The following is a 25693-nucleotide window of genomic DNA, read 5'->3' as shown; positions in this document are numbered from 1 at the left end:
GTTGTCGTGGCGCAGGGATGGATCGGGTGTCGCGCTGCGCTAGTGGAATAGCCGCAACGATAACACGTGAATTTTCCTCAGCGCCAGCGCGGCCGCTCGAAAACCGATACTTTGAGCGGGTCGCTGAAAGCCTGAACCACCAAAGAAGTGGAGTTTTACGGTGAAATTGTCCCGTCTTACCTATAGATTTCAGCGAAGCACCCGGGGCCGGGTTTACGCCATGCGTGCCCTGGGCGTGCAGATCGGCGCCGGATGCCGCATCCTCTCCGACATAATCACGTCGGAGCCGTGGCTCATCTCCGTTGGTGACCGCGTGACGATCAGTTCTGGCGTGACATTCATCACCCATGACGGATCCGGCTGGCTCTACCGGGATGAGCGCGGGCGCCGCTACCGCTTTGCGCCGATTCGGGTAGGCTCCGATGTCTTCATCGGCGCCGGTGTCACCGTGCTGCCGGGCGTGCAAATCGGCGACCGGTGTGTGGTCGGAGCAGGGTCGGTGGTCACAGCATCCGTGCCGGACGGCACCATCGTGGCCGGCGTTCCGGCCCGGCCGATCAAGGACTGGCCCGAGTTCCACGCGGGGCTTGCCGCGTGGCCGGCCGCGGCTGACATGGTCGGCGAAACGTACCGCCAGCGGGTCGACTCAATCGCCGAGGGGTTTCAGGTCAACAAGCCGGCGTAATCCACGCCTTGACGAAACCGGCGCTCTGGTAGACGAACTGGTAGGCCCATTTCAGCGGATCCATCAGCTGCCGGGCGCCGACCACAGCGAGGGAACCGGCGTAGCACCGGCCGATCTGCATCCGGGCTCGGCTCACGTGGTAGCTCGAGGTGACCACGATCACCCGATTCCATCCTTGGACGGTCGCGAACGCGGCAATCGCTTCGGCTTCACCGCGGGTCGTGGTCGGGTGCGCGTCGAAGCACTGCACTGTGATCATCGTGCCAGGCACCGGAACGGCTCGCGCGCAGAGATGTGCCGGGCGAGTATCACCGCCGAATGCGTCTGAGATGAAAATCTGGCCGCTGTATCCGGATTCGGCGAGATCCACGGCCTTCGCAACGACGGCTGCGCTGCCGAGTCCTCCAAGAACGACGATCGCGTCGGCCGGGGCTGCCGGGTCCTCGCGGGGAAACATGACGATTCGACTCGTGACGGCCAGGAGCCCCACGATCAGCAGCGCCAAGCCGGTGAGTACGACCAGCACGCGCTGTCGCCGGCGAGCTCGTCTCAATCGCTTCGTGGCAGCATCCGCTCTGGGGATTCTGCCGCCTCGGCCGAAGTGGACGCCGCCGCTTTCGCCGTTACGTTCTCCGCGGGAGCGCGACCGGAGAACCAGGCCGGCACAGCGAATCCGTAGCGCAGCACCGGCCGGTCACGCACAAGGTGCCAGAAAGCCAGGGCGGCGGCGACCGCGCCACCGGCGACGAGCAGGGGCAGCACCGGGCCGAGGCGGTCGAGCCAGGTCTGGCCGCAGGCGAGCAGCAGCAGGCTGGTCAAGGCCGAGACGAACAAAACGTGCACGACGTAGATCGGCAGGGTGTTGCGGCCGACGTAGGTCAACCAGTCGAACGCCCGGAACCCCACCAGAAACCGGGCCACGAGGAGACCGGCACCGAGGGCCAGCAGGCTCACCAGCGCGAGGGCGCCCGTAATGAACGGTACCCGGGCGTCGACGATGAGAATCACGCCGGCCAGAACCAGGAAGGTTGCGCCGAAACCGAGGCCGAGCCAGAGGGCGCCTAACTGGCTGGGCCGATTGACGAAGGTCAGGATCCGCTCGCGCAGGTAGCAGCCGAGAAGGAAGAACACGAAGTATCGGCCGATGCCGTTCCAGGCGATGTTACCGGTGTCAGCGCGAGCGAAGAACAATACCGACAGCACGGCAGCAACGCCGATTTGCACCCGCCAGTCGATGTGATTTCGCATAAGTTTTGAGGCAATGAAGAACAGGGAGAGGGCGTAAAGAAACCATAGGCCGTTGCTGGGTCGCAGCGGGGCGAGCAGCAGATCGACCGGGTTGGTCTCGTCAAAGCCCGCGGGGTTTGGCAGCAGGGAGAAATAGCCGAAGCGGATGACTGTCCACAGCAGCAGTGCCCAGACCAGCAGGCTCAGTCGGGTGCGCCAGAGAGTGGGCCAGGTACGTGTGATGATCGACGCGGCGAACAGGCCGGAGGCGAGAAAGAACAGGGGCATGCGAAATACGATAAAGACGAGGTTGATCTTGTTCCATATGTCGGGGGCCAGGCCGGAAAGAACCGTCCACTGCACCGCGTGGGCCAGGGCGACGAGCGAAATCGCAATGCCCTTCGCGCCGTCGACCCAGTCGACCCTGGTGCGATCGATCTCGCTGCCCACTGGTACCTCCCTATCAGACCGACCACTGCGCGAAGGTTTTGATCATGTCGGTGTGGGCAAAGCCCGGCGTCTCGTGGCCGAGCGTGTGGTACATCACTTGGGTATCGGCGGCGACCGGCTTGATCTTATTGATCAGGGCGAGGCCGTTTCTGCTCGGCACAACGACGTTATCGGGGTGGGCATCATCGGAGACGAGCACCTTGACGCGGCTGTTGGTCCACGGGGTTGCGCTGATGCGAGCGGGGTTGGTTGCTTTGATCAGGGTGGGGTCGTTGCCGTAGGCGTCTCCGACGCGCGCCTGGTTCTTGGTGTCGTAGGCGTAGAGCCACTCGTTGTCATAGAGCCCGTTCACCATGTACAGGCCGCGGATGTATGGGATGAGCTTCTTGCCGTAGGTGTAGCAGCCGAGCGATCCGCCAAAGGAGGTGGCGCGCAGAAAATTGCGCCGCACGGTGTAGAGCGCGCTCAGGTAGGTCCACGCATTCTTCTGCGCCGTCGTGGCGATGGAGTTGGTGTACTGGGTGCCACCGGCGTTGATACAAATGGCGATGGTGTTCTGATCGACAACCAGCTCACCGGGATACTTGTACCCGCCGTTGAGCGCGTTGTGCGAGCTGGATGCTGCATGGTAGAACCAGACGGCACCGACGGCGCTCGCCGAGTTCATCGAGATCGTCTGCGGAATAAACAGGCGGGCCCGATCACCGCCGATGTCCACTTCAATATTGTCGTAGAGCTTTCTACCCTTCTGGGTGAGCACGTTGGAGAGGCGCGACACCTCTCCCGGCAGTTTCGGGGCGGTGGCAGCAAACGCATCGGGTGCACCGAGCGCACTGAAACCGAGTGTGGCTGCACCAGCCGTTGACAAAGTGAGAAATCCTCTGCGATCCATGCTGAAAAAGTTAGCAGAGTGAATCGCTGAGGTCCAATGCGAAAGTTATCGAAGTTGGATTGTGCGGCGTAAGGGGCGCGGCCCCAGAGTGAGACGAAGCACGATCAGTGCCAGAACCGTGCCGAATACCGCTCCAAGAGTGTTGGCCACGATGTCGTTGACGGTCGCGAAACGTTCGGGCAGAAAAACGAGCTGGCCGAGCTCGATCATGGCGCTGATCAGGGCGCCGATCACCGGGCCAAGCCACCAGCGCCGCGCCCCGGCAAGCATCACGGCAAGCAGGCCGATAGGAATGAACAGCGCGATGTTGGCGGTGAACTCAATGACGTCGTAGCCAAACCGATTCGGCATCCCGTGCCCGTGTAACCAGGTCACGAAAGCCCCGATCGACCCGTGCACGTTCCGGTCGACGGGCGTAGGCCAGAATGCGATCAGAGTGAGAATGACGAGGTAGGCCAGCATGACCCACAGGGCGCAGCCACGCAGCCACCTGTGTCGACGTCGTTGAATCGCGGTCACGACAACTCCTGGTTACTAATCGGTCCTGCACTTCTCGGCGGCTGCGGTCACGCTTCGCGACGAAGACTTCCCAAGCGCCAAAAGCTACCACGAGCAGTACGCCGGCAGCGAGGGTGAGGAAAGTCCAGAGTGGCCAGCCCTGATCCTGGCCCTCAATCAGAGGAACCAGGAAGGCGACCAGGCCGGCTGCCGACAGCGTCATACGACACAACCCCCCACTCGATTGGAGTGGGGGGTTGTGTTGTACTTTCGGCCATTAGTATCTACTGCGGTCGGGGTAACAGGATTTGAACCTGCGACCTCGTCGTCCCGAACGACGCGCGCTACCAAGCTGCGCCATACCCCGATGGCCCGTGGGCCTCACTCAGTATAGGCGCTCACACCCTCCCGCGACGAATTGAGTCGGCAGTTAGGCGGAGGTGAGGGTGAGCAGCGTCGCCTCGGGCGGGCAGGCGAAGCGTACGGGCGCATAAATGGAGGTTCCGAGGCCGGCCGAGACGTTCAGGAATGCCGTACGCAAGCCGTGGTTCCACAGGCTCAGGCCCTTGACCTGGCGCCGCGGAATATCGCAGTTGGTCACGAGCGCGCCGACACCCGGCACGCAGACCTGGCCGCCGTGGGTGTGGCCGGCCAGAATCAATTGGGCGCCATGGTTCACAAAAGAGTTCAGTACCCGCTGGTAGGGCGCGTGAGCGACACCGACGGTGAGTGTGGACCGCGGGGCCGCGGCTTCTTCAGGGTCGGGCCAGACATCGTCGCCGAGCGGATCGTTGGCCCGCAGGTCGTCGATCGCACGCGTGATCAGGTCGAGCCGGTCCCGCCCAATGTGCGGGTCGTCGACGCCGAAGAACTCCACGTGGGTGTCTTTCAAATCAAGAGAGTCTGCGGCGTTGTTGATGTCCGTCCAACCGAGATCGGCGAACACCCGGCGCAGCGCATCGGTGTCGAGCTCTTCCCGGCGAACGGTGCGTCGGCTCGACGGCCCACCGAAGTACGTGAACGGGTTCTTCAACTGCGGTCCGACGTAATCGTTGGAGCCGTTGACGAAGACGCCGGGAATACCCCGGAATGGTGCGAGGGCATACTCGATGCCGCGAACACCGTCTTCGTGACCGAGGTTGTCACCGGTATCGACGACGAGGTCGGGCTTCAGGGAAGCGAGGCTGCGGACCCACTCCTGCTTGTTCTTCTGCCATGGAGCCATGTGCAGGTCGGAGAGGTGCAGCACTCGAATAGATGTCGACCCCGGCGCGAGCACCGGAACGTTCACCTCACGCAGCGTGAATCGGTTCCGCTCCACGAGCGCGCCCCAGGCGAAGGCGGTCAGGCCGACCGCGCCCGCCGACGCCAGCAACGCGCCGACGAGTCGTCCGCCCTCGCCGAGGGGGCGAAGCGCGGTCATTCGTTCTGGCCGTTATTGCTGCCATTGTCCTGACCGGGGGCGGGGGCGGGGGCAGGCGCGGTGTACTTGCCGATGACGATGGTCACGGCGTCGCCGGAGCGGCTGGCCGTTCCCTCGCCCGGCTGGATAGCCATGACCTTACCGTCCTGTGCCTTGTTCGTCGTTGGCTGTTCAGTCTTGGCCACGGTGAAATTGAAGGGGGCGCCGGTCAGCGTACTGCGCGCATCCGCTTCGTTCTTGCCGATCACTGAGGGGATCGTCACGCCCGTGCCATCGCTCGAGCGCACTGTGACGGTGGCACCGCGAGTGGATGCCGACCCTCCGGCCGGATCGGTACTGGCCACGGTTCCGGCCGGCAGTTCTGAGCTGGTCGCACCACCGTCGACGAAGAAGAACCCGGCCGCCTCGAGAGTGGACTTCGCTTCCGCCATCGACTTGCCGCGCACGTCCGGTACCGGGACGGCCACCGCGTTGATCACGTTGGACGAGGCTTCTGGAAAGGCGTCTCCGCCGTACTTGGCATTGGCGACACTCATGACATCGGGCCAAACATAGTGGCGGACGTCGGCTGCACGGACGCTGTTGAACTTAGTGAAGCGCTGATTCTTGAACGGGCCATCCACGTTGACCACGCCGACAACGGTGGCAACCTTGCTGCTGGCACCGCTCATCCAGGTGTCTTTGGCCTCATCAGTGGTTCCGGTCTTGCCGATGATCGGTTCCCGGGGCGAGGTGCGCACGCCTGAGAGGGCGGCTGTTCCCCCGCCGGTCGTCGTGGTCGCCATGGCGTACTGCATTCCGGCGGCCACCTCCGGGGAGACTGACTGCGTGCAGGTGGACTTGGGGATCGGCAGCTCGGCTCCGTCAGAACCGATCATGCTGCGAATGACAATGGGGGTGCAGGTCATGCCGTTGTTGGCGATGCCGGCGAACGCCACGGCCATACTGAGCGGGGCGACGTAGTTTGTGCCGATGACCGATGACGCATTCTGGCCGAGCGCGCCGCCATCTGCTGCGTGCACGCCGAAGGCCTCAGCGGTTTTCTTGATGCCGCACAGGTCGAGCTTCTTGGCCATGCCGATGAAGCCGGTGTTGATCGATCGGGTGGTCGAGCGCAGCGCCGATTCATTGGGGCCGCCCTCGCCGCCATCGTTGCCCGGGCTGAACTTCGTGCCGTAATTCTGAGGCCCGAGGCAGCTGTCCTGGAATGTTCCCCAGTTCGCCTTGACTCGTGAGTCAACCCGTTCAGTCAGGGCGTGCCCCTCTTTGAGCCACTCGGCCAAGGTGAAGACCTTGTACGTTGAACCGGGCTGAAAACCACTGGAACCGCCCGTAGCGCGGTCGGTGTTGTAGTTGATGCTCGTGAAGTTGCTGCCGGCGGGCTGCTCCACCTGGCTGTAGTCCTTGTTCTGCGCCATGGCGAGCACTTCACCAGTGCCCACCTTGACACTTGAGACGACCCCGCCAACATCCCAGCCGGGATAGGTCTTGGGGACGTACTTGTTCAGGGAAGTCTCCGCGGCACTCTGCAGTTCGAGGTCGAGTGTCGTGTACACGTTGAACCCGCCGCGCTTGAAGTTAGCGAGGCGCGTGTCAGCATCCGCTCCGAAGGTGGGATCGGACTTCAGAATCTTGGTGACGTAGTCACAGAAGTAGGCGCTGCCTCCGGCGGTCTGGCAGCCGGTGCTCGGCACGGTGATCACGGGCTCGATCGGCGCTGCGATGGCGGCGTCGTAGTCGACCTGGGTGATCTTGTCGTATGTGAGCATTTCGTTGAGGATGTAGTCGCGGCGATCCTTGTTGGCGGCATAGCCATTGGCCGCGCCGTTGGTCTCGCTGTCGGGACGATCGAGCTGAAACTTGACCGGGTTGTTCACGATCGCCACGAGGCTCGCAGCCTGCGGCAGCGTCAGGTTGAGCGCTGTCGTGTTGAAGTAATAGCTTGCAGCGGCTTCGATGCCGTACACCGATCCGCCGTAGCCGGCGATGTTCAGGTAGCCGCGAAGGATGTCTACTTTTTCGTACTTTTTCTCAAGGCCGATGGCCAGGCGCATCTCGCGCAGCTTGCGGTCAGCGGTGGGCTTGGTGGCATCGGCGTAACATGACTTCGCCTCGTCGGCGTCGGGCATTACCGCGCACTTTTGAATCAGCACGTTCTTGACGTACTGCTGGGTGATCGAGGAGCCACCACGGGTGTCGCCGCCGGCCATGGTCTGCACTGCACCGTTGAAGCTGGACTGGATGTCTACGCCGCCGTGCTCCATGAATCGCGGGTCTTCACCGGCGATCGCAGCATCCTTGGCGAACTGGCTGATCGCGTCGGACGCGACATCGACTCGGTTCTGCTCGTAAAACGAGGCCAGGAGCACGCGCGTACCGACCGGATCCTCCGCGTTGGTTGACGCGTAGATGTTGCTCTTCTGGGAGAGCCGATCGATGGAGAGGTACTCCGGCAGGCTGTCGAACACGTTGATGGTGTTCGTAGCGGCCATGCCGGACAGGGCAACGGCTGGGGCGACGGCGGCGGTCACGAGAATACCGGCAACGGCACTCATCCCGACGAGTCCCAGGAACCCCCCCAGAGCCCCGCTCACGGTTCGATTTTTGGCAGACATAGAATTGAGCGTAAGCGACAAATCTGAATGCCCGCCTCAATAGGAGTCACATGCCCGTCTGGGAATACCTCACAACGCCGTTGATGATCCACAACACGGCCGCCATTTTGAACAACTGGGGCTCTGACGGGTGGGAGCTCGTGCAGGTCGTAACCGGCCCTGAAGGTGGCCTGGTTGCGTATCTGAAACGCCCGCTCGCCCCCAAGGAAGACGCATAATTATGTCGCATATCGAAGCACGCCTGGCCGAACTGGGTCTGGTCCTTCCAAGCGTCGTGCCACCGGTCGCCGCGTATCTGCCCGCCGTGATCAGTAACGGTTTCGTCTACACCGCCGGCCAGTTGCCCATGGTCTCTGGCGCGCTGCCGGCCATCGGTAAGGTCGGTGACGGCGACGGCCTCGTTCCGGCCGCTGACGCCCAGGAGTACGCCCGCACCTGCGCGCTCAACGGCCTCGCCGCCATCAAGAGCGTGATCGGCTCGCTCGACCGCATCACCCAGGTGATCAAGGTCACGGGCTTCGTCGCCTCCGACCCTGCGTTCACCGGTCAGCCGAGCGTCGTCAACGGAGCCTCTGACGTGCTCGTTGAGATTTTCGGAGACATCGGCCGCCACGCCCGTTCCGCCGTCGGCGTTGCGGTGCTGCCGCTTGACGCCCCGGTCGAGGTCGAGCTCATTGTTGCGTTCGCGTAGCTGACCCGCGCCTACTGGCGGTTCGCGAGCCGGGACATCCGCTCTGAAACGGATGCCCCGGCTCGCGTGCCATGGACCTGCGCCGGTTGCTCGACAAATCGGGTCATCAGCTGGGCGACGACCAGGCTGAGCGGCACCGACACGAGAGCGCCAAGCCACCAGCGGCCGGGTCCGGCGAGCACTGCCAAGGCCACCACAATGGGAAAGTGCGCGAGGTACAGGCTGAAGCTGATGGATCCCAGCCAGTCGAGTGCTCGGCGCGTCCGCGGCGCACGAACCCGGCCGCGCTCCGACACCGAGGCGGGCCAGAAAGCCACCGTTGCCACGATCATAAACGCCCCGGTTACCCGCAGCGAGAGAGTGACGTCGTTCCACACTCCGCTGGCCAGCGGGCGCAGCATCCAGTAGGCCACGAGCAGAGACGGGCCGAGCGCGGTCAGCGTGCACCCGAGTACTCGTCCGTTGGCGCTCTCGACCAGGCGGTCGCTGCAGCCTTTCAGTTCGTCATAGTTGGCCGCCAGAAGGGCGCCGAGAGCGAACGGCGGCAGGTACATGAGTGGCTGGGTCGTCGTGACATAGCCGATGCTGGCCAGTGCACACAGCACAGCGACCCAGAGCACAATGCGGCGAATCGGGCTGCTGGCCGGTTTGCGGGTGAACGCTGCGAGGGCTACGAACACCGGAAGCAGCAGGGAGAACCACATTTCCCAGACCAGGGACCACAGCGGCGGATTGATGTCGGGCCGCCGGGTTTCGCCTATCATGCTGATTTCCCGCAGCAGGTTGCCGAGGCCCAGGTCGGGCGTGTCCTGCCGGGCCAGCCAGGGCCCGCCAGCCGCGCCGACTGTGCGCGGCACCAAAACAATCCAGATGACCGCTAGGCCCACCGACACCACGACGGGGACGGTCAAACGGATGATGCGGCGCACGTAATAGGCGCCCCAGTCGTAGCGTGGGCCGGACTCGCGGGCGGCCAGCGGGGAACGCACGAGCACGAAGCCGCTCAGCACAAAGAACACCAGTACGAACTCGGGCCCGGCGAGCAGAACCTTCAGTGGGGACAGCGTGGCCCACCACCCCGCGGAAAAGAGCGTGACGCCGACGCTCGACTCGTAGGCAGCGGCGATCTCCGGCACCGTCATGGACACATGGTGCGCCAGAACGACGAGGGCGGCCACCCCCCGCAGCGCATCGAGGCGACCCAGGCGACCGCGCACGGGTGCCGCTGCTTCGGTCATGCCCACACAGTAGGACCCGTTGCTGGTTTCCGGGCGGAAACGCGCATAACTCCTGCAAAGTGAGAGTTCTGCTCAGAACATCCCCTGCGAAATCGGGGAACTGGCGAACTGCTGCTGGGAATTGCAGGAGTTAGGGTCTCGGGGGCAAGCGTGACGGCCGCCTTGTGCGAATGGAAGACGGCCGTCGTTGGTTGTGCCGGTAGTGGTCGACTATTTTTTCATTTGCGCGGTGATGGTGTTCATCACCATGGTGTCGGCGAGAGTCGTCACGTCGCCGACGTCGCGCCCCTCAGCCGCGTCGCGCAACAGGCGGCGCATGATCTTGCCGGAACGGGTCTTCGGCAGCTCGTCGACGATGTAGATGTCACGCGGGCGGGCAATCGCCCCGATCTGCTGGGCGACGTGGGCTCGCAGAATGCTGACGATGTCCTCGTGCGATGCGATCTCGGCCTGGCTGAACTTGATCACCACGAACGCGACGACCGCCTGGCCAGTGGTCTCGTCGGCGGCACCGACGACGGCGGCTTCAGCCGTGAGTGAATGGGCCACGAGGGATGACTCGATCTCGGCGGTGGAGAGGCGGTGTCCCGAAATGTTCATCACGTCGTCGACGCGGCCCAGCAACCAGATATCACCGTCGTGGTCGAGTCGAGCGCCGTCGCCGGCGAAGTACAGTGGGCCGTCCTTCGCGCCGATGGTGCCCTCAAACTTGTCCCAGTAGGTCTCCTTGAAGCGCTCCGGGTCGCCCCAGATGCCGCGGAGCATCGCCGGCCATGGCTGCGTGACCACGAGGAGCCCGCCGTTTCCATGGCCGACGTGCACGCCGTCGTCATCGAGTACGTCGATCGTGATTCCGGGCACCGGCACCTGTGCCGCGCCCGGCTTTGTCTCGGTGAGCCCCGCGAGGGCCGAAACCATGATCGATCCGGTCTCGGTCTGCCACCAGGTGTCGACAATCGGAGTCAGGCTGCTGCCGATGACCTCGCGGTACCACATCCACGCTTCGGGGTTGATGGGCTCGCCCACCGAGCCGAGCACACGCAGGCTCGACAGGTCGAACTTCTGCGGAATCTGGCGTCCCAGCTTCATGAACGTACGAATGGCGGTCGGTGCTGTATACAGAATCGAGACCTTGTACTTCTCGATGATTTCCCACCAGCGACCGGTGTGCGGAGAATCGGGGGTGCCTTCGTAGAGCACCTGGGTCGCACCATTGGCGAGGGGGCCATACACCACGTAGCTGTGTCCGGTGATCCAGCCGACGTCGGCGGTGCACCAGTAGACATCCGTTTCGGGCTTGAGGTCGAACACGTTCTGGTGGGTGAACGCATTCTGGGTCAGGTAGCCGCCGCTGGTGTGCAGGATGCCCTTGGGTGCGCCGGTCGTGCCCGATGTGTACAGAATGAACAGCGGATTCTCGGCGGGGAAGGCGTCCGCCTCATGCTCGGGAGATGCTGTCTCCATGGCATCGGACCACCAGATGTCGCGGTCGTTCCACTGCACGTCCTGGCCGGTGCGCTTGACCACGAGCACGTTCTTCACCGAGGAGTCGTTGGTCTGCAGGGCGGCGTCGACGGCCGGCTTGAGCGCGCTGATTTTGCCCTTGCGGTAGCCGCCATCGGCCGTGATGACGAGCACGGCGTTGGCGTCATCGATGCGGGAACGCAGGCTCTCAGCGCTGAACCCACCGAAAATGACCGAGTGCACGGCGCCGATGCGGGCGACGGCGAGCATGGAGATGACGGCCTCGGGGATCATCGGCAGGTAAATGGCCACACGGTCACCGGCGGTGACGCCGAGCCCGATCAGCACATTGGCGGCTTTTTTGACCTCGGTAGTCAATTCGGAGTAGGTGTAGCTGCGGGAGTCACCGGGCTCGCCCTCGAAATACAGCGCAACACGGTCGCCGTTGCCGGCGAGAACGTGACGATCGAGGCAGTTGTACGCGACGTTGAGTGCGCCGTCTTCAAACCATTTCGCAAATGGCGGATTGGTCCAGTCGAGAATCTTGGTGAATGGCTTGTGCCAGTGCAGCAGATTACGGGCCTGATCAGCCCAAAACGTGGCCGGGTCCTTCTGCGAGACTGCGTACAGGTCTTGTGTCGCTGTCGTCTGTGCGGCGAACTCGGCAGTGGGCGCGAATCGACGCGATTCGTGCAGGAGGGTGTCAATTTTAACCGTCATATGTGTAATTCGCTCCTTTGCGGTACGTGCATGCAGGACATTGCCAGCTCAACTGAACCCTACCGGTTTCCGGTCAATCTCTGTATACACAAACGAAATACTGAGAAATGAACCCTCGTTTTAGGGTGATTTTGTACCCCCCAGCCGAGTGTCCTCACAAATGAGGACATTGGACTTGCAATCTGGGCACGTCTGCGTAAACTAAACACGTCTGAACGAAAGTTTTGACCGGCACCACGTACGGTTCCCCCCAATCTGCGTGGTGCTAGGCGGCACCTGTTCCCCCCAATAGGTGCCGCCCCTTTTATTTAAGCGATTGAGCAACTCAGCTTGTGGTTGAGGATTCATACTGGTGTAGCTCCTCCCCAGATGCGTCGGCCAACCGGCTGTCCACGGATTGTGCCGAGGAGACTGTCACCGGGCCGGCTCGCCCTACCGTCGAGGCATGGGCCAGCCTTTCGTTGCCGTACCGTCCTACGCCGTGCCGATTTCTCCCGCGCCGGTTTCTGCCGTGCAGTCCTACGCCGTACCGGCATCTGCTGTGCCGTCCTCGACCGCCGTGGACGATCCCTGGGCTGTGCGGTCGAACACTTCACATTCGATCGTTGCACGGCCACCAGCGAATTCCGCTCGGCATCGCACGACGACAACGGATGCCGTTGGCACCGTGCCGCGGGTCGGCGCAGCGGCAGCAGTCTCGGCGGCAGTCTCGGCAGTGGTCAGCAGCGAGCGCCTGGACGTGCGCGCGCTGGGTCCGCTGGCTGACTATGCCTCAGCCCCGAACACCACGGACCTGTTTGTCAACGGGGATTCCGGGCTCTGGATCGACGCCGGACACGGTCTCGCCTTCGTACCGGCCTGGCACCTCGACGAGGCCGAGGTGCGTGAGCTGGCTGTGCGCCTGATCGCACTTGGCGGGCGACACATCGATGAGGCGAGTCCATGCGTCGACGTACGGTTGGCCGATGGGATTCGGGTACACGCCGTGCTTCCGCCGGTATCGAGCACGGGAACACTGCTGTCAATTCGGCTGCCGCACGCTGCCGACCGCAGCCTCAGTGCACTCGCTGACGCCGGCTTGTTTGGCGTGGGCGAGGAATCTGCTGCCCGGTTGAATCGGCTGCGTGCTGCGGTGCACGGCCGTCAAAACCTGCTCATCACCGGTGCCGCAGGGAGTGGAAAGACTACGCTGCTGGCGGCCTTGTTGGGCGAAGCGCCAGCCGACGAGCGCATCGTGGCGATCGAAGACGTGGCGGAGCTGCGCATTCGGCATCCGCACGTTGTGGCCCTTGAGGCCAGGCAGGCCAATTTGGAGGGGGCGGGGCGTATCGGCCTGGAGGCGCTGCTGCGGGAAGCACTGCGTATGCGCCCGGATCGGCTCGTGCTCGGCGAGTGCCGCGGGTCGGAGATTCGCGAGCTGCTCGCCGCACTCAACACCGGGCACGACGGGGGAGCGGGCACGCTGCACGCGAATTCGCTTGAAGACGTTCCGGCCCGACTCGAGGCGCTCGGTTCACTCGCCGGAATGAGCGCTTCGGCAGTTGCTCGGCAGACGGTGAGCGCTATCGGGTTGGTGCTGCACCTGGAACGCACCGACGGGGTGCGCAGGCTTGACGCGGTCGGCCGATTCGCCCTCGATGGCCGTGACCGTCTCTCGATCGAAGCGATCTGATGCTCCGCGATCGATCAGCTACGATTCGGAAAACGGGCGACGATGCGCCGGGCTGATGCGGTACCGCCGATCGAGGAGGTCGCCGCGGTCACGCAACGGCTGGCCGTACTGCTGTCGGCCGGTGTTTCCCCGGTGTCAGCCTGGGGTTATCTGTTACCGGCGCACGACGCGGCTGCGGCTGGAGCGCCTTGTGCCGACCAGCAGAGTGTCGGCTTGCCGCCGGAGCTGGGTAGACGGGTGAGTTCAACTCGTCGGGAGGTCAGAAGAAAGCAGGGGTCCTTGCCCGCGGAGGACGCCGCGGCGGTTCCAGGCGCCGTACCGATCACGCCTCGGGCGGTCGATTCGAAGCACGCGGGCACGGGCACCGCGCCTATCCTTCGTGCTGCAGCGCGCGCCGCGGCTCGGGGCGACAGCGTGGCCGATGCGATCGCCGGCCAGGCGCGCCGGCAACGCTGGGAGATTTCGCCGAGGATCGTCGACGCGCGGGCATCCGCTGGGCGGCCCGCGCGGGGACATGGCGACGCGGCGGGCCAGGCCGAGAGCGCCTGGCTCGGACTCGCCGCGGCCTGGCAGGTGGCCACACAGGCTGGTGCGCCTTTGGCCGGGTGCCTGCGTGAGCTCGCTGGATCGCTGCGCGAACTCGCCCAGGTGCAGCGCGATCTGGACGTGGCGCTGGCCGCGCCGCGGGCCACGGCACGACTGGTGATGGTGCTGCCGGTGATCGGCGTCGTCTTCGGCAGTTTGATGGGTTTCGATTCCCTGCACACCCTGTTTATGACCGTACCGGGGCTGGTCTGTCTCGGTGGCGGCGCTCTCCTGATGCTCGCCGCAGCAGGCTGGAATCGTGCGCTGGTGCGCCGGGCCGGCCCTCCCGACCTGACGCCGGGGCTGCGACTGGAACTTATGGCAATTGCCATGTCCGGCGGCGGGTCGCTCGACCGTTCGCGGGCGTTAGTGCAGGCGACCGCCGAGCGATACAGCATTGCCTCCGGCACTGATGGTGGTTCCGTTGACCGGATACTTGGCCTGTCGACGCGTGCGGGAGTTCCCGCAGCAGAGCTGCTGCGCAGCGAGGCCGAACAACTGCGTCGCGATGCCCGCAGCGCGGGACAACGACGGGCCGCAACTCTTTCGGTGACGCTCATGCTGCCGCTCGGCCTCTGTGTGCTGCCCGCGTTCATGCTGGTGGGCGTGGTGCCGTTGCTGCTCAGCGTGCTCTCCTCCACCCTGACGACATTCTGAAACTCTCCACGGATAAGCGGATACCGAGGCATGCGCCGACGGATGGGAGCAGAGTGATTGTGCTCGTGCCGCCCAACCCGCGTCGATGGACGCCGAAGGAGACGAGTCTGTGTATACAAAGACCACCCTGAAAACCCTGGCCGACGAAGCCGGAGCCGCGACGGCGGAATACGTTATCGCCACGATGGCCGCGGTCGGGTTCGCCGGGCTGCTCATCGTTATTCTACGCAGCGACGAGGTGCGGGGAATGCTCACCGATCTGGTGCGACGTGCCCTCAGCATCGGGTAGCGCACGTAGCAGGGGCAGCACGACCGCCGAATTCGCCACGGCGCTGCCGGCGGTCGTGCTCATTCTGGCCTGCTGCCTCGGTGCCGTGCAAGTGGTCGGCGTGCACGTGCGGCTGACGGATGCCGCTGCCAGCGCCGCGCGTGCGCTGGCCCGTGGCGACACGGCAGCGCGCGCCACTGGCCTCGTCCTCCAAAGCGTGCCGGGGGCCAGCCTGGCTTCGCAGCGTCGCGGCGATTTCATCTGTGCTCGAGTTACCGCGCACAGCCTGCCGGGGATTTTTGCCGGGTTGACCCTCGAGGCACACTCGTGTGCCCTGGCCGGCGGCCAATGAGCGCGCGATGACACGGCGAACGCGCCAGGCGCCGCCGGGAAGGAGGCCGAGCGGGGAGCGGGGTCGATCCTCGCCCTCGCGGTGCTCGCTGCCACCGTGTTGCTGACGACGTTCGTCGTCTTGGTCCTCGGACTACTGACGGTCGGCCGGTCCGTCGCGAGCGCGGCCGATGCCGCCGCGCTCGCCGCCGCCGACACCGCTTCCGGCGCGATCGCGGGCTACCCGTGCGAGGCCGCGCAGGCAGTAGCGTCGCTGAATGGGACTGCCGTCACGCGCTGCACGGTGACGGGGCTGATCGCATCCGTTTCGGTAGGGCGGCAAGTGCAGGGCATAGATATCGTCGCGAGTGCCCGGGCCGGGCCGCCGCCCTGATGGGACACCCGGTGCGCCGCGCCGGGACGAATTAGGAGAGGAGCACTTCGAGATAGTGGTACTCGACCGCGCTCGGGCGACCGGGGGAATCGGAATCCTCAAACTCCAGGCCGGCACCGCGCGCGTAGAGATAGCGTTTGCCGGAGTCGGCAGGAATCTCGATGCGGGGCCGAGGATCGCCCGAGTCGAGGAAGGTTGTTGTGATTGTTTTGCCCTGAAGGGGGCCATCCGTCAACTTCGCGGTGTATGTGGCCGTCATTGTACCCATAGGACTATTCTGCACTGGGGGAGGCAAACGGCAAGGGTCTGGGGTCGCTCCGCACCTCGCTCAGAGCGAACTGGGCGGTGACTGGGAGCGCCGTGTGCGCGAGCATGACGCGCCGAGACGCGCCCGTCAATTAGGCAGGCACTCCATTCCGGTGTGTATGGTGTGCCTTGGCCCATCATGTGGTCACTACGTATAAAGAGGAGTCTGGTGCCAGGCACTAAGAAGCTGGTCATTGTTGAATCACCGACCAAGATGAAGTCGATCGCCGCGTATCTCGGCGACGGCTACGAGGTGTTGTCTTCGGTCGGTCACATTCGCGATCTGATCGAGCCGAAAAACCTGCCACCTGAGCTCAAGAAAGGTGCCCTCGGCCGATTCTCGGTCGACGTGGAGAACGGCTTTGAACCGTACTACGTGGTCTCCGACGCCAAGAAAAAGACCGTCAGTGAGCTCAAACGGGCCCTCAAGAATGCGAACGAACTCTTGCTCGCAACTGATGAGGACCGCGAGGGCGAGGCCATTGCCTGGCACCTGCTGCAGGTGCTGCAGCCCAAGGTTCCCGTCAAGCGCATGGTTTTCCATGAGATCACCAAAGACGCTATCCTCGCCGCTAAAGACAACACCCGCGACCTTGACACCGCCCTCGTGGATGCGCAGGAGACCCGCCGTATCCTCGACCGCATCTACGGTTACGAGATTTCCCCGGTGCTGTGGCGCAAGGTCGGCCCTGGCCTGTCCGCCGGCCGTGTGCAGAGCGCCGCGACCCGCCTCGTCGTCGACCGGGAGAAGGAGCGCCTCGCGTTCGTCTCCGCTGGCTACTGGGACCTGCTCGCGCGACTGGCGGCATCCGCTTCGCAGGCTGACCAAGCGTTCGATGCGAAGCTTGTGCGACTGAACGGTGAGCGAATTGCTACCGGTGGCGACTTCGACGACTCCGGCGCGCTGAAGCCCAGCGTGAAGGCCGTCACCCTCGACGCCTCCGCCGCAAACGCCCTGACGATCGCTCTGAAAAGCCCCGGTGTGAAGCTGGAGGTGACCAAGGTCACCTCCAAGCCATATCGTCGCAGCCCGGCCGCACCGTTCACGACGTCGACCCTGCAACAGGAAGCGGCGCGCAAGCTGCGCTTCACCGCCCGCCAGACCATGAGCGTTGCCCAGTCACTGTACGAAAACGGGTATATCACCTACATGCGTACCGACTCGCCATCACTCGGGCAACAGGCTCTCACCGCCGCCCGCACGCAGGCCGCGACGCTCTACGGCGCCGAGACGGTTCCGGAGGCCCCGCGCGCCTACAAAGGCAAGAGCAAGAACGCTCAAGAGGCGCACGAGGCCATTCGCCCGTCCGGCGATACTTTTCGCACCCCGGCGTCGCTCGCGTCGAGCCTGCGTGGCAATGACTTCAAGCTGTACGACCTGATCTGGAAGCGCACCGTCGCTTCGCAGATGAAGGACGCCACCGGCTCGACCGCTTCCGTCACTATCGCGGCCGGCCCGACCGGCGCATCGGAGCACGCCTCGGCGTCGGGTGCGCTCGCCGAATTCTCGGCCAGTGGAACCGTCATCACGTTTCGCGGCTTCATGCTCGCCTATGAGGAGTCGAAGGACGAGGAGCGTAACGCTTCGACGGACGCGACCGAGTCCAAGCTGCCGCCGCTCGAAGAGGGCCAGAACCTAATCCTGCAGGGCCTCGAGGCCAAGAGTCACGAAACGACCCCCGCCGCTCGCTACACCGAGGCCAGCCTGGTGAAGAAGCTCGAAGAGCTCGGTATCGGCCGCCCGTCGACGTTCGCCTCGATCATCTCGACCATCACCGAGCGCGGCTACGTCACGCCGCGCGGCCAGTCGCTCGTTCCCAACTGGATCGCGTTCTCGGTCGTGCGCCTGCTGGAAGAGTTTTTCGGCGATCTGGTCGAATACGACTTCACCGCCGAAATGGAGGACGACCTCGACCGTATCGCCGGCGGCGAAGCCAACCGCCTGGATTGGCTCACCAGCTTCTACTTCGGCAGCGACAAGCACCGGGGCCTCCGCCAGGTCATCGACAACCTCGGCGAAATCGACCCGCGCGTGATCAACTCGGTCGCTATCAGCAACGACATCACCCTGCGTATTGGCAAGTACGGTCCCTATCTTGAGGTCATCGACCCTGACGCGGCAGCGGATGCCCCGCCCCGCCGAGTCAATATCCCGCCGGAACTCGCCCCCGACGAACTGACCGCGACCAAAGCGCGGGAGCTCATCGACGCCCCCGTTGTCACGGACCGGGTGATCGGACTCAACCCCGAGAACGGAAAGGAAATCGTCGCGAAAGACGGCCGATTCGGGCCGTACGTCACAGAGCTCGCGCCGGCAGCAGCAGAACCCGATGTTCCGGTCGTTGTGGCTGCCCCCGTCGAAACGATCGACCCCGCCACCGGCGAGGTCAGCGTCGCGAAGCCTAAGCGCAAGCCGGCCGCGAAAAAGGTGGCCTTAGCTGACAAGCCGCGTACAGCATCCATTTTCAAATCCATGGACCTGGCCACCGTCGACCTCGAAACGGCGCTGCGTCTGCTCGCCCTGCCGCGCATGGTCGGGCTCGACCCGGAGACCGGCGCCGAGATTATGGCCCAGAACGGCAAGTTCGGGCCGTACCTGAAGAAGGGCATCGATACCCGGTCGCTCACGAGCGAAGACCAGATCTTCGACATCGACCTGCCGGGCGCGATCGAGCTTTACGCGCAGCCGAAGTACGGTGCCCGCCGGGCGTCGAGTGCGCTGAAGGAATTCGAAGCCCCCGACCCCGAAAGCGGCAAGGCGATCAAGATCAAGGACGGCCGGTTCGGCGCGTACGTGACCGATGGAGTCACCAACGCGACCATTCCCAAGTCGGAGGACATCGAGGAGATCGACTTCGACCGGGCCGTTGAGCTGCTCGCCGACAAGCGGGCCAAAGGCCCGGCCGCGCCGCGCACGAAGGCACCGGCCAAGAAAGCCGCTGTCAAGAAGCCAGCAGTGAAAAAGGTGCCGACCGCAGCGGCGAAGGCGGCCACAGCGAAGAAGGCGGCCGCGACCCGGGCCGCGAACGCGGCAGCCAAAGCAGCGTTGGCCGGCACGCCCCTGGTCAAAAAACCGGCCGTGAAGAAGCCAGCTGCCAAGAAAGCTGTCGTGAAGTCACCAGCCGTGAGGAAAGCGACCAGTTCGGCCGCGCAATCCGCTGCCACAACGACGATCACGCCGAAGGCGTCGTGACCGGTCTGTTCATCACCCTTGAGGGCGGCGACGGCTCCGGTAAGACTACGCAGGCGCGGCTGCTCTCCGACTGGCTCGAAGAGCGGGGGCGCACCGTCGTGCGCACCCGCGAGCCTGGGGGAACGGATATCGGCACCCGGATTCGCGAGATCGTGCTGCACCACCGCGGCGAGGTGGACCCGCGCGCCGAGGCGCTGCTCTACGCGGCAGATCGGGCCCAGCATGTGGGCACCAAGCTGCGTCCGGCGCTCGCCCGCGGTGACGTGATCGTGCAGGACCGTTACCTGGACTCCTCGGTTGCCTACCAGGGGGCCGGGCGGGTTCTCGGCGCCACTGAGGTGCGAGACCTGTCGCTCTGGGCGGCCGAAGGCCTGCTTCCCGACCTGACCGTGCTGCTCGACCTCGACTCGCGCGCAGCACGGGCCCGGCTCGAGGCCGACGACAAAGTCTTTGACCGGCTCGAGGCCGAGAAGAACGACTTTCATGCCCGCGTGCGCGCTGCGTTCCTCGAATTGGCGGCCGCCGAACCCGACCGGTTCCTGGTGCTGGATGCCGCAGCCCCCGCCGCTGACATCGCCGCAAGCATCCGCGCACGGGTGGCGCCCCTCCTGTAACCGTCCGAGCCGGGTCCTGCTTTGCCCTGCGCAATCGGGCTCATGATCCATCGTCGTCGGCCCGTGTTCCGGCCCGGGCCCGGAAGGCGGGGGAGGCGCGTCGACGGCGGTGTCGGCGGGGCGGGTTACCCTTGACTCATGGCAGTGTGGGACAACCTAACGGGACAGGCCGACGCGATCGCCATCTTTCGGGCAGCGGCGCAGCGGGCACCGTCCGGTACCGGTTCTGCCTCGGCCGAATCGACTTCCATGACGCACGCCTGGCTCATCACCGGCCCGCCGGGCTCCGGTCGGTCCAACCTTGCCTTTGCTTTCGCGGCAGCACTGCTGAGCCCTGGTACCCCCGACGGGGACCTGGCGGCGGCCCGCCAGGTAGACGCGCGCACCCACCCCGATCTCAGCGTGCTCAGTACTGAGGGAGTCATCATCCCGATGAAGACCGTCAAGGAGGCCGTCGCCCGCTCACAGTACTCGCCGTCGGTCGGTCGCTACCGGGTCGTCGTCGTCGAAGATGCCGACCGCATGGTCGAGCGCACGTCGAACGTGCTCCTTAAAGCCCTCGAAGAACCACCCGAGCGCACGGTGTGGATTTTGTGCGCGCCGAGCGAGGCAGACTTGCTTCCCACTATCCGGTCCCGCGTGCGCACCGTGCGCCTGCGCGTTCCGAGTGTTGCCGATGTCGCCGACCTGCTCGTGCGCCGCAATGGAGTCGACCCGGCCATTGCAGAGCTCAGTGCCCGGCTCGCCCAAAGCCACATCGGCATGGCCCGGCGGCTTGCCACCAATGCGGATGCGCGGGCACGACGTGAGGAGACCCTGCGCGCGGCCCTCGGTATCCGCTCGGTGTCGTCGGCCGTCAATACGGCCGCCCGGTTGCTCGCGATCGCGGGTGACGATGCGAAGGCGATCACCCTCGAGCTGGATGCCGCAGAGCGCGACGGAATGCTGCGCTCGCTCGGAATCGAAACTGGGCAGTCCGTACCGCCGGGGCTGCGCGGCCAGATCAAAGATCTCGAAGACGACCAAAAGCGGCGGGCGAAACGCAGCCTGCATGACGGCATCGACCGCATTCTGGTTGACCTTGCTTCGTTGTACCGGGACATCTGTATGGTGCAGCTGGGCCGGGAACAAGCTGTGATCAACCGTGAGTTGCTCGCCGAGCTGCGTACGGCGAGTGTGGCCAGCGCCCCAGCAGCCACGGTCGCCACGATGGACGCGATTGCTGTGGCACGCCAACGTATTCAATCTAACGTCGCCCCGGCCCTCGCCCTCGAGGCGATGCTCGTCTCGGCGATCCGTCGCTCGCAGTGACGTCGCCCGCAGTTACCTCACCCACAGTCACTCCCAGCCGCTTTCGGTAGCCTGAACCGCAGCATCCGCTTCACGCTATGAAAGAGGAACACGTTGAACCGACGCAATCGCGCTACCAGCATCGCGGCCGCCGCACTGACCCTGATGCTTGCTCTCAGCGGATGCACCACCCTCTTCGCGACGAATTCCGCACCCACTGAATCCACCCCCACCGGCGAGCAGGTAACGGACGACCTCGATCCGTTCTACAGCCAAGTGCTGCAGTGGAAGGAATGTGGCGAGAACCTGCAGTGCACCGAGGCCACTGCGCCGCTCGACTACACCGACCCGGCCGCCGGGGATATATCGCTCGCCCTGGTACGTCACGTCGCCACCGGCAGAGAGCGGATCGGCTCGCTGTTGGTGAATCCGGGCGGGCCCGGTGGTTCCGGCTATGACTTCGTCAAGGATTCCCTTGACTATGCGACCGACGACACCCTGCAGGCGAGCTTTGACATCGTGGGATTCGACCCCCGCGGCGTCGGGCGCTCCTCGGCGGTCTCCTGTTACGACTCCGCGGCGATGGACGAGTACGTCTACGGGCTGACGACCGCAGAGCGCGGCACGGATGCCTGGATTGCCGAGCTCACGGCCTCCTCCGACGCCTTCGCGGCGGCATGTGCCCAGCAGACCGGGCCGCTGCTCGGAACGGTCGACACGAAGAGCGCCGCCCGCGACCTGGACCTGCTGCGCGCGGTGCTTGGCGATACTCACCTGAACTACCTCGGTTATTCCTATGGCACCTTTCTCGGCGCCACTTATGCCGAACTCTTTCCCGAGAAGGTCGGCCGTCTTGTGCTTGACGGGGCCGTTGACCCGTCGACCAGCAATTTCGAGGTGACCAAGACCCAGGCGGTGGGTTTCGAAAACGCCCTGCGTGCCTACCTCACTGACTGTCTGGCGGGCAAGGACTGCCCTTTCCGGGGAAGCGTAGACAGCGCGATGACGACGATCGGCGCATTGCTGAATTCGGTGGACGCCAGCCCCATCACCGCCAAGGACGGCCGTCAACTGGGCGGAAACGCGCTACTCACGGCGATCATCTACCCGCTCTACCAGGCCACGGCGTGGCCACAACTGAGCACCATGTTGGATACCGTGCTGCACGGCAGTGCCGAGGGCGCGTTTCAATTCGCGGATGCCTACAACGGCCGCGACGCCGACGGCAACTACACCGACAACTCGACCGAATCGTTCATGGCCATCAACTGCATCGACTATTCGTACAACGCCGACCCGACCGTGATGCGCGCCCAGGCCGCCGAACTCGAAGCAGCGGCCCCGGTGATCGGCCCGTTCATGAGCTTCGGCGACATCGGCTGCGCCGATTGGCCCTATAAGTTCACCGGCGAACGCACCGAGATTCACGCGTCCGGGGCGGCACCCATTCTGGTTGTCGGCACCACCAACGATCCGGCAACCCCGTACGTCTGGGCGCAGCAGCTGGCCGAACAGCTCGACAGCGGCAGCCTGGTGACCTATACGGGGGAGGGGCACACCGCCTACAACAAGTCGAATTCTTGCGTGAACGATGCCGTTGACTCCTATCTTGTCGACGGTATCGTGCCGGCGTCCGACCCGCAGTGCTGACCCGAGCAGATTTGCGTGCTGTGAAATGACTGAAGCATGTCGATCGAAACTGAAGTGCCCCGACAGCGACGTGCTGGCCGACCTGTCAGTGCTGCTCTCCCAGCGCTCGCAGTGCACGGCCGTAGACCGGGAGATTCACCAGCAGCGCCGCTCGGTCATGAAGGAAAACGTCTACCTTTCGGGCATGTGCACGGCTACCCTGCGTGACGTCGAAGACCAGGTACAGCAGGCCAGCGAGCGACGCTGTACGGCGGATGCGCCGGATCTCGCCCAAGATCAGGCCGAGCTGTATCAGCGCGCCCAGGTGTTCGCCCCCGTGGCCAGCATCCGTGGCCAGCATCCGTCATGCCAGACGGTGCTGGTCTGCGGGCGCTGGAGCGAGCCCGTTGTCGGACCGCGGGGGGATGCGTCATTCGCCGAGGTGTACAGAATCACCCGCAGAAACGACTAGGCTTGGCTGCTGTGTCACCGAGTGCCTTATGGGGCGTTCTGGTAACGCCGCCTTAGCTCAGTTGGTAGAGCATCTCACTCGTAATGAGAAGGTCGTCAGTTCGATTCTGACAGGCGGCTCCACTAATAATCCTGGTCAGAGTCAGTTTACAAACTCGTCTCAGCGATATGTTTCTCGGATATTGTCATATCTGCCCACAATCCGCCACATTTGTTTCAAGTGCGCGGTTATTGAGGGTGTCTGCAACGGCGTCTAACGTCTGAGCCGCGGACCTGAATGTTGACTAGCGGGCGGTCGCTACGGATATCGATCCGGGCTGATCCGGGCTGATCCGGGCTGATCCGTGGTGTTCGCCACCACCTGGCCGCCTCCGCTGGTCCACTTGACCTGGATCGAGTCCGCCTCCGGGCCAGCGCGAGAGCCGCGAGTTCCGCTCGGAGGGCTAGCCTGTGATGATGGCGTCCGAGCGAAGTGTGCGAGTGCGCGCCGCCGTACGCACGATGCCACCTGGATATTTCGCCATGGTCATGGCCACCGGTATCCTCTCGATCGGCATGAACCTGATCGGGGTCGCAGGCCTCAGCTACGCGCTCCTGGTGGTCTGCGCCGGAGCTTATCTGGCGCTCTTGGTTTTGACTGCATGGCGGTTTGTGGCCTTCCGATCAGACTTTCTCGATGACCTGCACGACCCGAACCGGGGATTCCAGTTCTTCACCTTTGTCGCCGGCACCAATGTGCTGGCTGCGCGTTTGGCCGTGGAAGGATGGTTTCCTGCGGCAACGGTGCTCCTGGGCGTGTCTGGTATGGCCTGGGTGGTGCTCGGTTACGCGGTGCCCTGGCTCGCCGTACTGGGCCGCACGGCACGCCCCGTACTGGGGTCGGCAAACGGAACCTGGTTTATCTGGGTCGTTGCGAGCCAGTCGGTCGCCGTCGTGGCAGCGGCGCTCGAACCGGTCGCGGGCGATGCCCGGCCGCTGCTCGCGGTGCTGGCCATATTGTCGTGGTCGGTCGGCATTTTCCTCTATGGAGCCGCTGGGGTGTTCGTCTCACTGCGCCTGATGCTCTACACACTGCGGCCGGAAGATCTCGATCCGCCGTACTGGGTATCGATGGGCGCCTGCGCGATCACAGTTCTGGCCGGCGCCCGGATCGTCGAAATGGCGGATGCTCCGATGGTAAGCGCGACTCGCGGACTGGTCGGCGGCATATCCGTGATGTTCTGGGCCTTCGCGACCTGGCTCATCCCCGTGCTCATCGCCGTGGGCATTTGGCGTCACTTCAAACGCCACGTACCACTGCGCTACCAAGCGACACTGTGGAGCATCGCGTTCCCCGTCGGAATGTATGCCGTCGCCGGAATCTATCTGGGTCAGGCCGACACGCTGCCGCTCGTCGGCCAGATCGGTACCGTCACGCTGTGGGCTGCGCTGGTCGTATGGCTCCTCGTTTTCACAGCGATGGCGCGCCAACCGATCCGGGCAGGTCGCGTCCGACATGATGCCCGATGGCACGAGAACGCCGTTCGGTAGCAGTCGGCGAGGGGGCTGGAGCACGCCGGGTCTAGTCCGGCGAGAGGGTGCCGTTTCGACCTGAGATGGAACGCGAACCGTGCGCGAGCATCCGGTTGCATGCGAGAAGCCATCTTTGGCCCCTTGGCCGACTTTCATGGGGCCAGAAATGGCATCTCGCGGGCGGTGCGATGTTCTCATGGGCCAGAAGGGGCATCTCGGCGTGTGTCCTTCGTCATCTAAGTTGGCGCAAATTGCTGCGTTGAGGACCGGTGCGTCAACTGGAGTAAACCTTCTTGGCTGGTAACGGTTCATTACGGATGACGCAAGTGGACGTTCCGGCTGCCTCTTCGCGCCTTCGAGGGATCGATGGTGTCTGGCCTATGAAACCCCGGATCCCAGTTTTCGTCCGTTCAACGACGCAGCGGATCAGCGTGCCTGCCGGCCACCATCAACTCGGAAGAATCCCGGTCCAGCGTGCCTTCACCACCGCCACCAGCGCCGAACTTGACGCGGTGCTCGTACTCGCCGCGTCGAGTGATCCTTGGGTGGTCAAGCTGCTGGAGGAAGCATGCCGCCACGGCAAGGCCATCGCCATCGCCGATACGGCTCGCGACCAATTCAATAGCGTGAGCTTCTCCGCGGACACGGCCGGCGTGGTCTTCGGCGATGCCGCCGCGTCCACGGAAGGCATCCTCGGTCTACTCCCGGCGCACCGCGTCTGGGAGCGCTTGGGTTCTGTTCAAGCAGGATAGCCAGCGCAGGTCACGGCACCGTTAGTTCTCATGTCGATGGTCTCGAATGTGGCACCGTCATGTTCGACTGGAACGGCAACCGCTCAAGTCAGATTGTCGCAGTAACTTGACGAGCGC

Annotated in this window: 23 protein-coding genes, 2 tRNA genes and 1 pseudogene; 16 read left to right on the top strand and 10 right to left on the bottom strand. The window is 64.4% G+C overall.

Going from position 1 to position 25693, the window contains the following annotated elements:
• Positions 1 to 220 precede the first annotated feature (220 nt).
• A complete protein-coding gene (locus tag CXY83_RS18430; RefSeq protein WP_104198350.1) occupies positions 221 to 685 on the top strand; it encodes a DapH/DapD/GlmU-related protein in 465 nt (154 codons plus the stop codon).
• Here CXY83_RS18430 and CXY83_RS16270 read toward each other — a convergent pair.
• The 7 genes from CXY83_RS16270 to CXY83_RS16240 form a co-directional block, all read right to left on the bottom strand.
• Positions 669 to 1211: a YdcF family protein gene (locus tag CXY83_RS16270; RefSeq protein ID WP_104198349.1), complete on the bottom strand. Its 543-nt coding sequence runs from the start codon at positions 1209 to 1211 to the stop codon at positions 669 to 671. The genes CXY83_RS18430 and CXY83_RS16270 overlap by 17 nt on opposite strands.
• Before the next feature lie 23 nt (positions 1212 to 1234).
• Positions 1235 to 2362, bottom strand: a complete 1128-nt coding sequence (locus CXY83_RS16265) for an acyltransferase family protein (RefSeq protein WP_104198348.1) — start codon at positions 2360 to 2362, stop codon at positions 1235 to 1237.
• A gap of 13 nt (positions 2363 to 2375) precedes the next feature.
• Positions 2376 to 3254, bottom strand: coding sequence for a twin-arginine translocation signal domain-containing protein (locus CXY83_RS16260; RefSeq protein ID WP_134572803.1), 879 nt, complete (start codon positions 3252 to 3254; stop codon positions 2376 to 2378).
• Positions 3255 to 3299: 45 nt separating this feature from the next.
• Positions 3300 to 3773: a VanZ family protein gene (locus tag CXY83_RS16255; protein WP_158251908.1), complete on the bottom strand. Its 474-nt coding sequence runs from the start codon at positions 3771 to 3773 to the stop codon at positions 3300 to 3302.
• Between the two features lie 272 nt (positions 3774 to 4045).
• Positions 4046 to 4119: transfer RNA gene (locus CXY83_RS16250), tRNA-Pro, on the bottom strand.
• Positions 4120 to 4182: 63 nt separating this feature from the next.
• Entirely contained in the window at positions 4183 to 5175 is a 993-nt protein-coding gene (locus tag CXY83_RS16245; RefSeq protein WP_104198345.1) for a metallophosphoesterase, read from the bottom strand.
• Positions 5172 to 7769 carry a transglycosylase domain-containing protein gene (locus CXY83_RS16240; RefSeq protein ID WP_233201021.1) on the bottom strand — a complete coding sequence of 866 codons (2598 nt, stop codon included), beginning with the start codon at positions 7767 to 7769 and terminating at the stop codon, positions 5172 to 5174. Before CXY83_RS16240 ends, CXY83_RS16245 begins: the two co-directional genes overlap by 4 nt.
• Before the next feature lie 71 nt (positions 7770 to 7840).
• Between CXY83_RS16240 and CXY83_RS17900 the strand changes: the two genes are divergently transcribed.
• Together CXY83_RS17900 and CXY83_RS16235 are read left to right on the top strand one after the other, a co-directional pair.
• On the top strand, positions 7841 to 8008 hold the full coding sequence (locus tag CXY83_RS17900) for a hypothetical protein (protein WP_166786190.1): 168 nt from the start codon (positions 7841 to 7843) through the stop codon (positions 8006 to 8008).
• 2 nt (positions 8009 to 8010) lie between these two features.
• The gene (locus tag CXY83_RS16235) at positions 8011 to 8481 is read left to right on the top strand and encodes a RidA family protein (RefSeq protein WP_104198343.1); all 471 of its coding nucleotides are present in this window, start codon (positions 8011 to 8013) and stop codon (positions 8479 to 8481) included.
• An 11-nt stretch (positions 8482 to 8492) separates the two neighbouring features.
• On the opposite strand, the gene CXY83_RS16230 is transcribed toward CXY83_RS16235, so the two are convergent.
• Together CXY83_RS16230 and acs are read right to left on the bottom strand one after the other, a co-directional pair.
• Positions 8493 to 9719 carry an acyltransferase gene (locus CXY83_RS16230; RefSeq protein ID WP_104198342.1) on the bottom strand — a complete coding sequence of 409 codons (1227 nt, stop codon included), beginning with the start codon at positions 9717 to 9719 and terminating at the stop codon, positions 8493 to 8495.
• Between the two features lie 210 nt (positions 9720 to 9929).
• Positions 9930 to 11903: an acetate--CoA ligase gene (gene acs / locus CXY83_RS16225; RefSeq protein WP_104198341.1), complete on the bottom strand. Its 1974-nt coding sequence runs from the start codon at positions 11901 to 11903 to the stop codon at positions 9930 to 9932.
• 445 nt (positions 11904 to 12348) lie between these two features.
• On the opposite strand from acs, the gene CXY83_RS16220 reads away from it, so the two are divergent.
• The 5 genes and pseudogenes from CXY83_RS16220 to CXY83_RS16200 form a co-directional block, all read left to right on the top strand.
• Entirely contained in the window at positions 12349 to 13575 is a 1227-nt protein-coding gene (locus CXY83_RS16220; protein ID WP_104198340.1) for a TadA family conjugal transfer-associated ATPase, read from the top strand.
• A 42-nt stretch (positions 13576 to 13617) separates the two neighbouring features.
• Complete coding sequence (locus tag CXY83_RS16215) at positions 13618 to 14817, top strand: type II secretion system F family protein (protein ID WP_146069963.1); 1200 nt, start codon at positions 13618 to 13620, stop codon at positions 14815 to 14817.
• Between the two features lie 85 nt (positions 14818 to 14902).
• Positions 14903 to 15106, top strand: a complete 204-nt coding sequence (locus CXY83_RS16210) for a DUF4244 domain-containing protein (protein ID WP_104198338.1) — start codon at positions 14903 to 14905, stop codon at positions 15104 to 15106.
• Positions 15087 to 15437 (top strand): TadE family type IV pilus minor pilin, encoded by a 351-nt coding sequence (locus CXY83_RS16205; RefSeq protein WP_199184984.1) that lies wholly within the window; start codon positions 15087 to 15089, stop codon positions 15435 to 15437. Before CXY83_RS16210 ends, CXY83_RS16205 begins: the two co-directional genes overlap by 20 nt.
• Before the next feature lie 60 nt (positions 15438 to 15497).
• Positions 15498 to 15809 (top strand): annotated as a pseudogene (locus tag CXY83_RS16200) (Rv3654c family TadE-like protein); the annotation flags it as partial.
• Between the two features lie 31 nt (positions 15810 to 15840).
• Here the strand turns inward: CXY83_RS16200 and CXY83_RS16195 are convergent.
• Positions 15841 to 16077, bottom strand: a complete 237-nt coding sequence (locus tag CXY83_RS16195; RefSeq protein WP_104198336.1) for a hypothetical protein — start codon at positions 16075 to 16077, stop codon at positions 15841 to 15843.
• 207 nt (positions 16078 to 16284) lie between these two features.
• Between CXY83_RS16195 and topA the strand changes: the two genes are divergently transcribed.
• The 8 genes from topA (at position 16285) to CXY83_RS16155 (ending at position 25576) form a co-directional block, all read left to right on the top strand.
• Positions 16285 to 19308, top strand: coding sequence for a type I DNA topoisomerase (gene topA / locus CXY83_RS16190; RefSeq protein ID WP_104198335.1), 3024 nt, complete (start codon positions 16285 to 16287; stop codon positions 19306 to 19308).
• Positions 19305 to 19922, top strand: a complete 618-nt coding sequence (gene tmk, locus CXY83_RS16185) for a dTMP kinase (protein WP_233201019.1) — start codon at positions 19305 to 19307, stop codon at positions 19920 to 19922. Before topA ends, tmk begins: the two co-directional genes overlap by 4 nt.
• A 138-nt stretch (positions 19923 to 20060) precedes the next feature.
• A complete protein-coding gene (locus CXY83_RS16180) occupies positions 20061 to 21233 on the top strand; it encodes a DNA polymerase III subunit delta' (protein WP_104198333.1) in 1173 nt (390 codons plus the stop codon).
• A gap of 144 nt (positions 21234 to 21377) precedes the next feature.
• Entirely contained in the window at positions 21378 to 22862 is a 1485-nt protein-coding gene (locus CXY83_RS16175) for an alpha/beta hydrolase (protein WP_104198504.1), read from the top strand.
• Between the two features lie 25 nt (positions 22863 to 22887).
• Positions 22888 to 23313: a hypothetical protein gene (locus CXY83_RS16170; protein WP_146069962.1), complete on the top strand. Its 426-nt coding sequence runs from the start codon at positions 22888 to 22890 to the stop codon at positions 23311 to 23313.
• Positions 23314 to 23359: 46 nt separating this feature from the next.
• Positions 23360 to 23435: transfer RNA gene (locus CXY83_RS16165), tRNA-Thr, on the top strand.
• Positions 23436 to 23768: 333 nt separating this feature from the next.
• Entirely contained in the window at positions 23769 to 24842 is a 1074-nt protein-coding gene (locus CXY83_RS16160) for a tellurite resistance/C4-dicarboxylate transporter family protein (protein ID WP_233201016.1), read from the top strand.
• A 413-nt stretch (positions 24843 to 25255) separates the two neighbouring features.
• Entirely contained in the window at positions 25256 to 25576 is a 321-nt protein-coding gene (locus CXY83_RS16155) for a hypothetical protein (protein ID WP_104198330.1), read from the top strand.
• Positions 25577 to 25693: the final 117 nt, after the last annotated feature.

Origin of the sequence: Cryobacterium sp. M15 (assembly GCF_002929675.1) — a bacterium.
GTDB classification, from domain to species: Bacteria; Actinomycetota; Actinomycetes; order Actinomycetales; family Microbacteriaceae; genus Cryobacterium; species Cryobacterium lyxosi.
The sequence above is the reverse complement of the archived record's forward strand: the minus strand, read 5'-3'. Positions and strand labels throughout refer to the sequence as shown.

What these genes read in the sequence shown, in the direction of transcription:
- CXY83_RS18430 (WP_104198350.1), top strand. Translation starts at nt 221, where the DNA reads ATGCGTGCCCTGGGCGTGCAGATCGGCGCCGGATGCCGCATCCTCTCC.
- CXY83_RS16260 (WP_134572803.1), bottom strand. Translation starts at nt 3,254, where the DNA reads ATGGATCGCAGAGGATTTCTCACTTTGTCAACGGCTGGTGCAGCCACA.
- CXY83_RS16245 (WP_104198345.1), bottom strand. Translation starts at nt 5,175, where the DNA reads ATGACCGCGCTTCGCCCCCTCGGCGAGGGCGGACGACTCGTCGGCGCG.
- CXY83_RS17900 (WP_166786190.1), top strand. Translation starts at nt 7,841, where the DNA reads ATGCCCGTCTGGGAATACCTCACAACGCCGTTGATGATCCACAACACG.
- CXY83_RS16235 (WP_104198343.1), top strand. Translation starts at nt 8,011, where the DNA reads ATGTCGCATATCGAAGCACGCCTGGCCGAACTGGGTCTGGTCCTTCCA.
- CXY83_RS16230 (WP_104198342.1), bottom strand. Translation starts at nt 9,719, where the DNA reads ATGACCGAAGCAGCGGCACCCGTGCGCGGTCGCCTGGGTCGCCTCGAT.
- acs (WP_104198341.1), bottom strand. Translation starts at nt 11,903, where the DNA reads ATGACGGTTAAAATTGACACCCTCCTGCACGAATCGCGTCGATTCGCG.
- CXY83_RS16220 (WP_104198340.1), top strand. Translation starts at nt 12,349, where the DNA reads ATGGGCCAGCCTTTCGTTGCCGTACCGTCCTACGCCGTGCCGATTTCT.
- CXY83_RS16215 (WP_146069963.1), top strand. Translation starts at nt 13,618, where the DNA reads ATGCGCCGGGCTGATGCGGTACCGCCGATCGAGGAGGTCGCCGCGGTC.
- CXY83_RS16210 (WP_104198338.1), top strand. Translation starts at nt 14,903, where the DNA reads ATGGACGCCGAAGGAGACGAGTCTGTGTATACAAAGACCACCCTGAAA.
- CXY83_RS16195 (WP_104198336.1), bottom strand. Translation starts at nt 16,077, where the DNA reads ATGGGTACAATGACGGCCACATACACCGCGAAGTTGACGGATGGCCCC.
- CXY83_RS16180 (WP_104198333.1), top strand. Translation starts at nt 20,061, where the DNA reads ATGGCAGTGTGGGACAACCTAACGGGACAGGCCGACGCGATCGCCATC.
- CXY83_RS16175 (WP_104198504.1), top strand. Translation starts at nt 21,378, where the DNA reads ATGCTTGCTCTCAGCGGATGCACCACCCTCTTCGCGACGAATTCCGCA.
- CXY83_RS16170 (WP_146069962.1), top strand. Translation starts at nt 22,888, where the DNA reads ATGACTGAAGCATGTCGATCGAAACTGAAGTGCCCCGACAGCGACGTG.
- CXY83_RS16160 (WP_233201016.1), top strand. Translation starts at nt 23,769, where the DNA reads ATGGCGTCCGAGCGAAGTGTGCGAGTGCGCGCCGCCGTACGCACGATG.